The sequence below is a fragment of the Microbispora rosea genome (assembly GCF_044460045.1).
Classification (GTDB): Bacteria; Actinomycetota; Actinomycetes; order Streptosporangiales; family Streptosporangiaceae; genus Microbispora; species Microbispora rosea.
This window is the reverse complement of sequence record NZ_JBITJO010000014.1, coordinates 58,261-72,091: the sequence shown is the minus strand read 5'-3', so window position 1 is coordinate 72,091 and position 13,831 is coordinate 58,261. Positions and strand designations below refer to the sequence as shown.

General features: G+C 72.6%; 5 protein-coding genes. 3 read left to right on the top strand and 2 right to left on the bottom strand.

The window, feature by feature from the left end:
* The first annotated feature begins 173 nt into the window (after window positions 1-173).
* Window positions 174-1,205 (top strand): COG1470 family protein, encoded by a 1,032-nt coding sequence (locus ACIBK1_RS36775; RefSeq protein WP_081903617.1) that lies wholly within the window; start codon window positions 174-176, stop codon window positions 1,203-1,205.
* 32 nt (window positions 1,206-1,237) lie between these two features.
* Here ACIBK1_RS36775 and ACIBK1_RS36770 read toward each other — a convergent pair whose 3' ends face one another.
* Window positions 1,238-3,364, bottom strand: a complete 2,127-nt coding sequence (locus ACIBK1_RS36770; RefSeq protein WP_396740284.1) for a prolyl oligopeptidase family serine peptidase — start codon at window positions 3,362-3,364, stop codon at window positions 1,238-1,240.
* Window positions 3,365-3,905: 541 nt separating this feature from the next.
* On the opposite strand from ACIBK1_RS36770, the gene ACIBK1_RS36765 reads away from it, so the two are divergent.
* On the top strand, window positions 3,906-4,814 hold the full coding sequence (locus ACIBK1_RS36765; RefSeq protein ID WP_387076163.1) for an RNA polymerase sigma-70 factor: 909 nt from the start codon (window positions 3,906-3,908) through the stop codon (window positions 4,812-4,814).
* Between the two features lie 43 nt (window positions 4,815-4,857).
* Here ACIBK1_RS36765 and ACIBK1_RS36760 read toward each other — a convergent pair whose 3' ends face one another.
* The gene (locus ACIBK1_RS36760) at window positions 4,858-5,787 is read right to left on the bottom strand and encodes an SDR family oxidoreductase (RefSeq protein WP_396740281.1); all 930 of its coding nucleotides are present in this window, start codon (window positions 5,785-5,787) and stop codon (window positions 4,858-4,860) included.
* A 326-nt stretch (window positions 5,788-6,113) separates the two neighbouring features.
* Here ACIBK1_RS36760 and ACIBK1_RS36755 point away from each other — a divergent pair, with 326 nt between their 5' ends.
* Window positions 6,114-13,829 (top strand): SDR family NAD(P)-dependent oxidoreductase, encoded by a 7,716-nt coding sequence (locus ACIBK1_RS36755; RefSeq protein ID WP_396740279.1) that lies wholly within the window; start codon window positions 6,114-6,116, stop codon window positions 13,827-13,829.
* Window positions 13,830-13,831 lie beyond the last annotated feature (2 nt).

Sequence of the window (13,831 nt, the reverse complement as noted above, 5' to 3'; positions counted from 1 at the left end):
CCCCGGGGCCGGGTTCCTCTCGCGGCCCGGTGCGCCCGGGGGCGGGGGGGGGGGGGGCCGGCCCCCCCCCCCCCCCCGGGGCGGGGGGGGGGGGGGGGGGCCCCGCGCCCCCCCCCCCCCCCACGACACATCGCCCTCCCGCCGCTTCCCAACCCCATCCAAGGATCGATCAGATGCAGCCGTCACGACCGCGTACGACGACCACGGCAGGCTCGCTGACCCGGGCCGCCTTCGCGGTGTTCCTCACCGTGCTCCTCATCGCGGGCGGCGTCCTCGGAACGGGCGCGAGACCCGCCTCTGCGGCGGACGGCGAGGTCTCCTGGACGGTGGCGACGGCGTCCAACGACTTCGGGTCAGACCGGCCCAACTACAGCTACACGCTGGACTCGGGCGGGCGGGTCGAGGACGGTCTCGTGGTCGCCAACCACGGCGCGACGCCGCTCCGCCTGAGCGTGTACGCCGCGGACGCGTTCACCACCGAGCAGGGCCGGCTCGACCTGCGCGATGTGAACGCGAAGCAGACCGGGGTGGGCGCGTGGGTCCGCCCCGACCGCTCCGGCGTCACCATCCCCGCCGGCGAGACGGCCGAGGTGCCGTTCACGGTCGCGCTTCCCGACGACGCCGCGCCCGGCGAATACATGGGCGGCATCGTCACCGCGGCGGACGGGCAGCGTCTCGGCATCCGGATCCGCCTGCGTGTGGGCGGAGAGCTGAAGCCGGCCCTGTCGGTGGAGAACCTGCAGGTCCGCTATTCCGGCACGCCAAATCCTCTCGGGACGGGCGACGCCACCGTCACCTACACGATCCGCAACGACGGCAACGGCATTCTCGCCGCGCGTCAGGCGGTGTCCCTGTCCGGGCCCTTCGGGCACTGGGACGTCCGCGCGGGACACATCGACGATTCACCCCAGTTGCTCCCGGGCGAGACCTGGAAGGTCTCCGTGCCGGTGCACGGGGTGACTCCCGCACTGAGACTGACCGGGACGGTCACCCTCGTCCCGCTGCTCACCGACGCGGCGGGTTCGGTCGCCCCGCTGGCCGCCGTGGGGAGCAGCGCGCACGCGTGGACCCTCCCCTGGGCGCTGCCGCTTGTCCTCGTCGTCGTCTGCGGGCTCTTCGTCGCGGCTCTGGCCGCCCGGCGTCGCCGGAGGACCGCGCTCCCCCAAGGGCCGGCGCGCTCCGGCACACCGCTCACGCAGGAGTGACCCGGCGAGGTGCCCTGTGGCACGCCGGCATTTCAGAGCGGTTCCGCGGCGGTCTCGTGAAGGGACATCGCCGTCCTCCCCGGTGACAGGCCGGTGTGCTCGGCGGCGAAGGCCAGGATGTCCGCGTTCAGGTCGCGTTCCTTGCTCGCGGGCGAGGCGGCGTGGGCCGTGTCGGGTTCCCGGCGCATGAGGATCGGCCTGTCTCCGCCGGTGGCGTGCTGGAGGGCCGCGCACATCTTGGTGACGTGGGCCTCCCCGGTCTGCAGATCGGTCACCGCGCCGGCGAAGAGGAAGGCGGGATAGGCCGTCCCGGGCGTGACGTGGTGATAGGGCGAGTACGCCAGGAGCCATCGGAGTTCCTCGGGCCGTGAGGCGCTGCCGAACTCGTCGGTCCACGTGCATCCCAGGCCGAAACGTTCGTAGCGCACCATGTCGCAGAGCGGGCCTTCTGCGACGACCGCGGCGAACAGGTCCGGTCGCCGCATGGCGGCGGCGGTGACCAGGAGACCGCCGGCCGACTGGCCGTATATCGCCAGTTGGTCGGGCGTGGTCCTGCCGGTCTCGATCAGCCAGGCCGCGGCGTCGGTGAAGTCGCCGATCGCGCGGTGTTTGCGGGGTCCCCGGCCGGCGTCGTGCCAGCGCCGGCCCTCCTCGCCGCCTCCGCGTACGCAGGCGACCGCGTAGGTGCCGCCGGCGCCGACCCATGCGGCCGCCAGGGGGAAGAACCACGGGCGCATCGGCATGCCGAAGCTGCCGTAGCCGTACAGGAGGGTGGGGCGCGGCCCCTGGTGTTCCTCCTCAGGAGTGAACAGGAACAGCGTGATCTCGGTGCCGTCTTCGGCGCGGCAGCGCACGTCCAGGCTGCGGATCCCGGGAGTGCGCCCCGCTGTGGCGGCGCCCGCCTCCGGCTCCGTCACACCGCGTACGGCGTCGTAGCGATAGACGGTGGGAGGTGTGGTCGCGTCGCAGTAGCTGAACCACGCCCGGTGACCGTGGGGCACGCCCGCGCGCAGGGAGGACACCACGCCCGCGCCCGGCACGGGCAGCCGGGTGAGCGGCCGGCCGTCGGCGAGGTCGTGCAGCGTCAGGGCGGAGGTGCCGTGGCGGGCGCGCGCCACCAGCAGGAGCGGCCGCGCGAGCGCCGGGCCGTCCAAAACCACGCACTCGTCGAGGGGAGCCTCGGGATCTTCGGCCACCAGTGTGCGCCAGGCGTCCGGGCCGGGGTCGTGCCGGTCCGCCACGCAGACGCGGCCGCACGGAGCCTGATAGTCGGTGACGAGCAGCAGGGTGCCGTCCGCGAGGAAGCGCGGGAGGACGCGGGCGCCGATGGCCTGTCCGTCCACGACCTTGACGAGACGCGGGGCCGCCGGATCGGCGAGTTCCGCCACGTACACGTCGTTCTGCACGGCGGGCCCGGCCATCGCGGTGACGGCCAGATGCCGGCCGTCCGCGCTGACCGTGAGCCCGTAATAGTGGTCGGGGGCGTCCTCGCCGCCGAAAATCACCGTGTCGGCCTGCCAGGGCGAGCCGATCCGGTGCAGCCGGACCCGCCGATGCAGCCGCATGTCGCCGGAGGCCAGCTCCTCGCCGGGGACACGGCTGACGTAGTAGAAGGCGTCCCCTCCCGGGAGCCAGGCCAGCGAGGTGTTGCGGGCGCGCGGCAACGGCCCGTCCACCACCTCGCCGGTACGCACGTCCAGCACGATGATGTCGCTGCCGGGCTGCTCGGCGACCTCCGTCTGGACGGCCACGCGCTCGCCCTCGCGGGACGGCCACCAGGCGTACAGCCCGGTGTGGCCGGACGGATCGATGTCCGCCGGATCGACCAGCACCCGTCTTTCGCCCTCGCCGTCGACGACGAGCAGGCGCCGCTGTTCGTCCCCGCGGAGTTGCTCGGCGAGGAACATCAGCGAGCCCCGCACCATCGGGGGCTCCGACACCCCGAAGGAGGACGTCTCGTCCACCAGAGACGCCCACGAGTCCTTGTCGCGCCATTGCTCGCGGCACGCGAGGAAAAGGCGATCCTGGGCCGCCGCCCAGTCCCGCACGCGCGCGTCGCCGCCGTCTTCCAGCCACCGATAGGGATCGGACACCGGGATTCCGAACAGTTCCTCCACCAGATCGCTGCGCCGAGCGACAGGGTAGAAAAATCGCGCCATGAAATCCCCCCGCCTTCAACGATCCCTGTAACGGGTCGAGGCACTGCGGCCCGCTTGTGCCGCAGTACCTCGATTCACTCGGTTATGACTCGCCGCGGAGAATGTCCGCCTGCCAGCCGCGTACGCCGCCGATGCGAGCAGCGGGAGTGGAATCGCGATACGGCAGGTATCCAGTCATGTCAACCCCCTGGATCCGGTGATTCGCCCGATTTGGGCGATTACGACGGCAACCGTCCCCGCACCCGGGATCGATAAACACCCGCGCCGGCTCCCGGCCCTCGGCATCGGGAGGCGAAGAGCCGTCAATCATCCCGCCGTTAAATCCACCGAAAGAAACGAAGGCAGACGGAAATGCCGGCGGAGATCAATCTCATGCGACGGCAATTCACATCCTTCCGAGATAGATCCCCGGGCCGGCGGCGGCAGGGGTGCGGCCGCACCGGCACCACCCGGATCGCGTACCGCGGTCCCCTGTCAAAGCCTCTGGACGGCGGGTGAAAAGCTGTAGAGGTCCATCCGCCGGCGGAACGGGGCCATCACCATGAGGGATATCGGTGCGGAGAGCCGCCGCAGCGGGACCGAGGACCTCGACCAGGCGGCGGCCACCTTCGAGAGCGTGCGGCCACGCCTGTTCGGAATCGCGTACCGCATCCTGAGCAGTGCCACCGAAGCGGAGGACCTGCTGCAGGACGTCTGGCTGCGCTGGCAGGCGTACGACCGCGGCACCGTGACCGATCCGGGGGCGTTCCTGGCGACGGTGACCACGCGCCTCGCCATCAACACCCTGCAGTCCGCCCGGGTCCGCCGCGAGACGTACGTCGGCCCGTGGCTCCCCGAACCCGTCGACACCAGTAACGACCCCCACCTCGGCGCCGAGCGAGGCGAGGCCCTCGGCTTCGCGGTCCTGCTCCTGCTGGAGAAGCTCTCGCCCACCGAACGCGCGGCCTACGTGTTGCGAGAGGCGTTCGACTATCCCTATCGGCGGATCGCCGAGATCATCGAGGCGAGCGAGGCCGCGGTGCGGCAACTCGTCAGCAGGGCGCGCAAGCGCATCGGCTCCGAGCGCCGGGCACCGGTGACCCGGGCCGAGCAGCGCCGGCTGCTCACCGCCTTCGTCGCCGCCGCCCGCGCCGGCGACCTCGCCGCGCTGGAAGAGCTCCTCGCCTCGGACGTGATCAGCTACTCCGACGGCGGCGGCGCCGTCCGGGCCTCGCGCATCCCCGTGGTCGGCGCGTTCCGGGTCGCGAAGTACATCAGAGCGTTCGCGGACCGGTTCTGGGCCGGGGTCGAGGTGGAATGGGCCGACGTGAACGGGCAGGCGGCCGCTCTGCTGCGCCACGACGGCGAACTGTTCGCGGTCGTCACCGTCGACGCCTCCGACGAGGGCATCGACCAGGTGCTCTGGCTGATGAACCCCGCCAAGATCGGCGCGCTGTCGGCCGCGAGCTGACCGCGTTCGTCTCGTCGCGGTCCGGGTGGGTTCCGGCCCGCCCTCAGGCGGGGAACTCGACCCTGGCGAGCTGCTCAGAGACGGTCCACAGCCGGGCCGCGTCGCGCTCGACCTGGACCGACTTGTAGAGGGACAGCTCCGCCGGCCCACCGGTGAACTGGCCGAGGCCGTCGGGACCGTAGAAACGGCCGCCTCGCGCCTGTGGGCTGGTGGCCGCGTGCAGGGCCGGTTGCAGCCCGGCCTCGACCGTCTGCACGAACAGGCCCAACCGGAGCAGCCCCTTCATGATCCTCTCGTACGGCGCGGGGCGGGCGCGGCCCAGGTTCGGGCCGGACGCGTAGAGGTTGGTCAGGGTCGTGCCGGGATGCGCGACGTTGCTGACGACACCCCACCCGCCGGCCGTGCTGCGCCGGTCCAGTTCGAGCCCGAAGAGCAGGTTGGCCAGCTTCGACTGGCCGTACGAGCGGACCGGCGAGTATTTCCGCTCGCTCTGCAGGTCGGCCCAGTCGATGGCGGCGGAGCGGGCGGCGCTGCTGGACATCGTGGTGACGCGTGCCCCTCGGAGGCGCAGCAGCGGCAGGAGTCCCGCCACCAGCGCCATGTGGCCGATGTGGTTGGTGCCGAACTGCAACTCCAGGCCGTCCGCGGTGGTCTGGCGGGTGGCGGGAGCCATGACACCCGCGTTGTTGATCAGAATGTCGATCGCGCGGGCCTCGCGCCGAAGAGTGGCGGCGAGTGCCGCGATCGATTCCAGCGACGCCAGGTCGAGCTGGCGCGTGGAGACGGCGGCCTCCGGCACCGCCTCGTGGATCTTCTGGACGGCGGCGGCGCCCTTGGCGGGATTGCGGACCGGCAGCACGACCTCGGCCCCGGCCCGGGCCAAATGCATGGCCAAGCCGAGACCGAGCCCGTCGCTACCGCCCGTCACCACGGCCACCTTGCCGGTCAAATCGGGCACCTTCACGGCATCCATTGCACACCTCCTGGTCAACAGAGAGTTTCGGTCTGCCGACAAGACAGGACGGAACCCCCGTCTGTGACACGCGCGAGCCGCCGACCAGCGACGTTCGCCCACAGCCGCGCGCCGAGCTGCCGCCACACCAGGCACAGGTCTCCCAGACTTCGCAAACATCATCCTCTTGGGCAAATACACACAGTATCTAGGCATATACCGAGAGTTGTGATGACATGGGGGCCGACCGCCCGGCCCCGCGCCGGGCGCGCCAGGTGGACCCCGGCCGGGACACCAAGCCGACGGCGAAGTGCCGAGACGTAGTGGACCTGAGCAGGAAGGGCGACATGAGCGCGGACGACCCGACAGCGGAACAGGCATGGCCGGAGCACGCGGCGGCGGTGGTGGGCGTGGGATGCCGGCTGCCTGGGGGGATCGAGAGTCTGGACGGGCTGTGGCAGGCGTTGTGGCAGGGCGCCGACCTGGTCGGCCAGATCCCGCCGAGCAGGTTCGAGGCCGATCGGTTCGTCGACGACACCATGCCGAGGCCGGACAGGAGTTACACCCGTGCGGGGGGCTTCCTCGACGAGGACATCACCGCCTTCGACGCCGCCTACTTCGGCATCTCCCCCAAAGAGGCCGCCACGATGGACCCGCAGCAGCGGTTGCTCCTGGAAATGGCGGTCGAGGCCCTGGACGACGCGGGCATCGATCCGGCGGTGCTGGCGGGCACGGACACCGGGGTGTTCATCGGCATCTCGGATCCCGCCTACGGCACCATGCAGGCGTTGGAGCCGGGGGCCATGGGCCCGTACTCGATGTCGGGGGCGACCCTGTCCATCGCGGCCAACCGGCTGTCGCACTTCTTCGACCTGCGCGGGCCGAGCATGAGCATCGACACCGCGTGCTCCTCGTCGTTGACGGCCGTGGAGCGGGCCTGGCGGTCCCTCGCGGAGGGGTCCAGCCGGGCGGCGCTGGCCGGCGGGGTGAACGTGCTGCTCAGCCCGGGCCCCTTCATCGGTTTCAGCCAGGCCTCGATGTTGTCGCCGACCGGCCGGTGCCGGGCGTTCTCCGCCGACGCCGACGGGTTCGTACGGGCGGAGGGCGGCGGGGTGGTGGTGCTCAAGCGCCTGGCCGACGCGATCGCCGACGGCGACCGCATCCACGGCGTCATCGTCGGCGCCGCCACCAACAACGACGGCCACACCATGGGGCTGGCGTTGCCGAACGCCGAAGCCCAGGAAGCCCTGTTACGGCAGGTGTACACCACGGCGGGCATCAGCCCCGACGAGATCGTGTACCTGGAGGCGCACGGCACCGGCACCCAGGCCGGGGATCCGGCAGAGTGCGAGGCGCTGGGGCGGGCGCTGGGCAGCAGGCGCACGCGCGGAGCCCTGCCCATCGGCTCGGTGAAGTCCAACCTGGGGCACCTGGAGCCCGCCTCCGGCATGCCGGGACTGTTCAAGGCCCTGCTGGTGCTCCGGCACCGGATGATCCCGCCCTCGTTGCACACCGCCACGCTCAACCCTCGCATCGACTTCGACGCCCTGGGGCTGAGCGTCACCGTCGAGCCGCGACCGCTGGACGAGGCAGGCGAGCGGCCCGTGGCCGGAGTCAACTCCTTCGGATTCGGGGGCGCCAACGCTCATGTGGCGCTGGCCGCACCGCCCGCGCCGCCGCCATCCGTACCGAGGGCCGCCGGGGTCGGACCGGCGGCGCCCCCCGCGGGAGCGCTGCCCGTGGTCGTGTCCGCGCGCAGCCGGACCGCGCTGCGGGAAGCCGTGGGACGGACCGCCGCGCACCTGGCATCACTCGCTGAACGGGATTTCTACGACGTCGCCTACACCGCGGCGCGGCGGCGCGGCGGCCACCGGCATCGTGCCGTCGTGCTGGCCGACACCGCCGCGGCGGCGGCGCGGGCGCTGGCGACCCTGGCGGAGGCCCCGGAGCCGACCGGCGCCGAAGGCGAGTCCGGTGCGAGCACGCGGCTCGAAGCCGGAGACGCGGCGATGGCGGGAACGGTGGCAGTGGCGGAGGCCGAGGCGGTGGAGCGCGGACGGGTGGCGTTCGTGTTCTCCGGCAACGGTTCGCAGTGGCCCGGGATGGGCGCCGACCTGCTGTCCGACGCGACCTTCCGCTCGGCCGTGGAAGCGGTCGACGCCGAACTGTCCGGTCGGCTCGGCTGGTCGGTGCTCGACGAGCTGTCCCTGCCCGCCGATCAGTCACGGCTGTCGGCGACCGAAGTGGCACAGCCGTTGCTGTTCGCCGTCCAGGTCGGCCTGGTGGAAATGCTCAAGGCGGCGGGCGTACGGCCGGGAGTGGTGATCGGCCACAGCGTGGGCGAAGTCGCCGCCGCCTACACCTCCGGCGCCCTGTCACTGGCCCAGGCGGCGCAGGTGATCTCCGAGCGGGGCATGGCGCAGTCGGTCACCCGGGGGCAGGGCCGGATGGCCGCGATCGGATTGCCCGAGGCCGCGGCCAGGCAGATCCTGGCCGGCTATCCGCAACTGGAGATCGCGGCGGTCAACTCCGACCGCGACGTCACGATCGCCGGACCGGACGGATCGCTGAAGTCATTGTGCGAGGACCTCTCCTCGCGCGAGACCTTCTTCCGGGAGCTGGACCTGGACTACGCCTTCCACAGCGGCGCGATGGATCCGGTGCGGCAGCCCCTGGCCGAGGGACTCGCCGGGCTGCGGCCCCGCCCGGCGCACATCCCTCTGGTATCCACGGTGACAGGCGAGCTGATCCGGGGTTCGGAGCTGGACGCGGCGTACTGGTGGCGGAACGTCCGGGAACCGGTCCGGTTCGCGGCGGCGGCCGAGCGGGTGCTCGGCGACGGCTTCGACGTGCTGCTGGAGATCGGCCCGCACCCGGTGCTCCGCTCGTACCTGCGTCGCATAAGCGGCACGGCGCGGGTACGCGCTGCCGTCGTCACCACCTTGCGCCGCGACGAGCCAGGCCCGGCGCGTGTCCGCCGCGCGGTCGCCGAACTCGTCGCGGCCGGTGCACGACTCGACTGGGACCGGTACTTCCCCCGCCCCGGCGCGGTGCGATCGCTGCCGGCCTATCCCTGGCAGCGCGAGCGGCACTGGATCGGGGGCCCGCAGACCTGGGTGCGGACCAACGTGGACACGACAATCCAGCATCCGCTTCTGGGGCAGCGGATGCCGGTGCTGGACCCCACGTGGCAGGGGGAGATCGACCGGGTGCGGGTGCCCTGGGTCGCCGACCACCGGGCCGGCGGCGCCGCCGTGATGCCGGCCACCGGATACGTGGAGATGGCCGTCGCCGCCGCCCGGCTCACCATGCCGGACGCCGAAAAGGCGGTGGAGGTCGACAGGGTCGACATCAGCCGGGCCATGGTGGTGCCCTCGCAGGGCGCCGCCGCTCCGGTGTACGCGCAGACGTCGCTCCACGCCGAGACCGGAGTGGTCACCGTGGCCAGCGCCGACCGGCAGGCGGAGCAGCCCCGCGAGCACTTCCGGGCCCGGGTGCGGCCCCTGCTGCGCCGGGTCCCGCCGCCGCTGGACGTGGCCGCGCTGCGCGCTCGCATCCGCACCCCTGTGGACGTGCCCGGCTACTACGCACGGGCCGCCGAAGGGCACATGGTCTGGGGGCCGGAGTTCCAGGTCCTGACCGAGCTGTGGACGGGCGAGGGAGAGGTGCTGGGCGCCTACTCGTGCCCGGAGCAGGGGCAGGGGCGCTACCACATCCACCCGGTGGTGCTGGACAGCGCGCTGCAGGCCGGCGTGCTGTGGCTGGTGGAGTCGCTGCGATCGGGCCGCGGCTACATGCCCGCCGCCATCGGCTCCGTCCGCCTGTGGGGAACGCCGCCGGCACAGGGACTCGTGCACGTGCGGGAACGCTCCAGCAGTGCCGAGGAGGTCTGCTGGGACATCGTGGTCGCCGGCGAGGACGGCCGGATCGCCGCCGAAGTGGAGGGCTGCCGGTTACGCCGGATGCCCGGCGTCCACATCACCCCGGTCACCCGCTACGAGGTGGCGCTGCGGGCCGCACCCCGGGCCGGCGTGCCGGCCGAGCCGTGGCCGGCCCCCCGCCCCGGGCAGATCCTGTCCGGCGCGGCCGAGCAGATCGACCGGCTGCGTTCAGCATGGCACGAGCTGGACTACCCGCGGTACGCGGCACGGCTCGAAGAGGTCTTCGCCCACACGCTGGCCGGCGCACTCGGCGAGCTGACCGCCGAGCGTCCGAGCGGCGTCGAGGAACTGATCGAATCGTGCCCGGGGGCGCACCACCGGCGGATGCTCCGCGCGGCCCTGCCGCTGCTGGAACAGCACGGACTGCTGGAGCGGCCGGCCGATGGCGGCCCTCGCCTGCTGCCGACGGGTGCGGACCCGCGCGAGCCGCACCGCCACCTCCACGGTGACCTCCACCGGGACCTCCACGGTGACCTCCACCGGGACCTCCTCGCCCGGGGTGCCGCCTTCGCCGCTCAGACCGCCCTGTCCGTACGGGTCGGCCGGTGCCTGCCCGACCTGCTCGCAGGCCGGCGTGCCGGCCCAGACGTCCTGGATTCCGGCGGCGGTCAGGAGCTGATGGAGCAGTTCCACGACGTCGGGCCGGTCAACCTGTTCACCAACCGGATCGTCCGGGCGCTCGTCGGGCAAATCGTCAGAAGATGGCCGGCCGACCGGCCGCTGCGCATCCTGGAAGCCGGTGCGGGGACGGGCGGCACCACCGCCATGCTGCTGCCCGTCCTGCCCGCCGACCGCACCCGCTACCTGGTCACCGATCGCGCCGAAGCGGCGTTGACCCGGCTGCGGCAGCGCCTCGCCGCCTTCGACTTCGTCGATTACGCCGTCCTCGATCTGGACGCGAATCCGGTCGGGCAGGGACTGGCCGCGGGCGGGTTCGATCTCGTGATCGGGGCGAACAGCCTGCACCTGGCCCGTGACCTGCCCGCCGCGCTGCACCACCTGTCCACCCTTCTGGTGCCCGGCGGCCACCTGCTCATCGCCGAACCTCACCGGATGGGGACCCTGCTGCCGTTCCTCGGCATGCAGGAGGAGTTCTGGGACTTCACCGACCGGCACCTGCGCCCGGCCTCGCCGCTGCTGTCCCGGGAGAGATGGCCGGAGGTGCTGGCGGAGGCCGGCTACACGGAGGTCGTCCAGGTCGGCGACGACGACGCCCTCGCATCCGGCGACTTCTCGGTGATGCTGGCCGCCGCTCCCGCCACCAGTGGGGCCGCCAGCGCGGCCGGCAGTCCGGCCACCAGCGCGACTACCAGTACGGCCACCGCTGCGGCCACCGCCGGGGGCGACCCGGCCGCCGCGCACCCCTCGCCGGACGCCGCCGGCACGTGGATCCTCGCCGGCGAGGACGGCACCGGCGCCCTGACCACCGAGCTGCGGGCTCTGCTGCGAGCCCGTGGCGGCGACGTGCTCCACTCGCCGCTCAGCGACGATCCCGACCACTGGATCGACCACGTCCCACCCACCGCCCAGACGGTCACCATCGCGATCGTCCTGGGCGGAGCGGACGACCCGGATCCGGAGGGGTCCGTCGAGCGGATCACCCGGCGGGCCGCGGCGCTGCGGGCCGTCGCGCTGGCGTGCGAGCAACTGCCCGAGCACGTCGCGACCACGTTGTGGCTGGTGGCCCGCCCCTGCGCCGCGCTGCCGGAACCCCGCGTCGCCGACGTCAGGCTCCACCCCGAGGACGCGGCGACCTGGGGCACGACGCGTTCGTTGAGCAACGAGCAGCCACGGCCGGTGATACGCAGGCTCTGCCTGCACCCCACCGGTGACGCCGCGCGGGACGCCGGCCGCCTGGCGGCGGAACTGCTCGACCCGGGCGAGGAGGACGAGATCCTGCTCACCCGCCGGGGACGTTTCGTGCCGCGGCTGATCGAGCCGGGCGAGCACACCCGCGACCTGCCCGTCGGCTCGGGCGAGGCCTACCGGCTCAGGGTGTGCGATCCCGGGCTGTCGTACACGCTGGCCTGGGAGGAGATGCCGATGCCGCAGCCCGATCCCGACGAGATCGTGGTCGAGGTGCGGGCGATCGGGCTGAACTACCGCGACGTCATGCGCGCGGTGAACCTGCTGCCCACCGAGGCCGTCGAAGCGGTCTTCGGCGGGCACGAGCTGGGCCTGGAATGCGCCGGGATCGTCACCGCCGTCGGAACCGGAGTCACCGGGACGCGGCCCGGTGACCGGGTCATGGCCGCGGGCCCCGTCGGCTTCGCCAGCCACACGAGGGTCAAGGCGTGGGCGGCCGTCGCCGTCCCCGAGGGGATGACCTTCGCCGAGGCCGCCACCATGCCGATGGCGTTCTCCACCGTGCACCATTCGCTGGGGTACTGCGCACGGGTCAGGGCGGGCGAGACGATCCTGGTCCACGGTGGCGCCGGTGGGGTCGGCCTGGCCGCCCTGCAGTACGCCCGGTTCCACGGAGCCCGCGTGATCGCGACCGCCGGCACCGCCGCCAAACGCGACCTGCTGCTCGCCATGGGCGCCGACCACGCCCTGGACTCGCGCAGCCTGCACTTCGCCGATCAGGTCAAGGAACTGACCGGAGGCCGGGGAGTGGACATCGTGCTCAACTCGCTGGCCGGGGAGGCCATCACCCGGGGCATGGAATGTCTGCGGCACGGCGGCCGGTTCATCGAGCTCGGCAAACGGGACATCTACCAGAACAGCTCCCTGCTGCTGCGCCCGTTCTCCGACAACATCGCGTTCTACGGCGTGGACGTGGGCACCCTCATGTGGAAGGCGCCCGAGCTGATGGCGGAAAGCACGGAGCAGGCGGCGCCCCTCTACCGGTCCGGGGACTTCCGGCCGCTGCCGCACACGGTGTATCCGGCCGCACGTGTCGCGGACGCCTTCGCCATGATGCGTCATTCCCGACACATCGGAAAAGTCGTGGTGTCCTTCGACCCACGCGACGAACCCGTCGCCGTCCGGCCCCAGCCGGCGGAGCCGCGCCTGGATTCCGAGGGGACCTACCTGGTCACGGGCGGCCTGGGCGGGTTCGGCGCGGCGACGGCTCGCCGCCTCGCCCTGCGGGGTGCCCGCCACCTGGCCCTGGTCGGCCGCCGGGGCGCCGAGTCGCCCGAAGCCCCCGCCCTGATCGCGGAACTGGAGAGGTCGGGGGTGCAGGTCCGCGCGTACGCGGCCGACGTGGCCGACCGCGACGCCATGCGGCGGATCCTGCACGACCTGGACGCGGGCGGCCGGCCGCTGCGTGGCGTCGTACACGCGGCCATGCACCTCGACGACGGCCCGCTCACCGACCTCGGCGACGACCGGATCCGAGCCGTGCTCCACCCCAAGGTCGCCGGCGCGATGGTGCTGGACGAGCTGACCCGGGATCGGCCCCTCGACCTGTTCGTCATGTACTCCTCCCTCACCACCGTCGGCAACATCGGTCAGACGTCGTACGTCGCCGCGAACCTGTTCCTGGAGGCGCTGGCCCGGCGACGGAGCCGGCAGGACCTGCCCGGATTGACGGCCTGCCTGGGCGCGCTCGCGGACACCGGGGTGCTGACCCGGAGCAGGCAGGGCGAGGCACTGGCCAAGGCCGGGATCCCGCCGATGTCTTCCGGGCAGGCGCTGGACGCCGTGGAGCGCATGCTCGGCGAGCGCGCCGACGTGGCCGTGGTGGGCCGCTGCGACTGGGGCCGGTTGCGGCAGGTCCTGCCCAGCCTGCAGCGTCCGTGGCTGTCCCTGGTGCTGCCGCCCGGTGCGGAACAGCAGGCGCCCGACCTGCAGGCGCTGCTGGCCGGGATGACCTACGAGCAGGCGTACGCGTGCATCACCGAGCAGATCACCGGCTTGTTGTCCGCGGTCCTGCTCGTTTCCGCCGACCAGATCGCCGACGACCGGCGGCTGGACGAGTACGGACTGGACTCCCTCATGGCCACCGAACTGCTGACCTCGATCCGGAACCGGTTCGGCATCGACATCCCGCCCATGGAGCTGATGCGCAGCGGCGGGACCGTCGCCGACATCGCCCGGAGCCTGCTCATCCGTCTCGGGCTGCGCGGCGACCAGCAGCCGGCCGGTGTGCTCGCCCGCGCGGGGGCGGCGGCCTGAAC

What these genes read in the sequence shown, in the direction of transcription:
- ACIBK1_RS36770 (WP_396740284.1), bottom strand. Translation starts at nt 3,364, where the DNA reads ATGGCGCGATTTTTCTACCCTGTCGCTCGGCGCAGCGATCTGGTGGAG.
- ACIBK1_RS36765 (WP_387076163.1), top strand. Translation starts at nt 3,906, where the DNA reads ATGAGGGATATCGGTGCGGAGAGCCGCCGCAGCGGGACCGAGGACCTC.
- ACIBK1_RS36760 (WP_396740281.1), bottom strand. Translation starts at nt 5,787, where the DNA reads ATGGATGCCGTGAAGGTGCCCGATTTGACCGGCAAGGTGGCCGTGGTG.
- ACIBK1_RS36755 (WP_396740279.1), top strand. Translation starts at nt 6,114, where the DNA reads ATGAGCGCGGACGACCCGACAGCGGAACAGGCATGGCCGGAGCACGCG.
- ACIBK1_RS36775 (WP_081903617.1), top strand. Translation starts at nt 174, where the DNA reads ATGCAGCCGTCACGACCGCGTACGACGACCACGGCAGGCTCGCTGACC.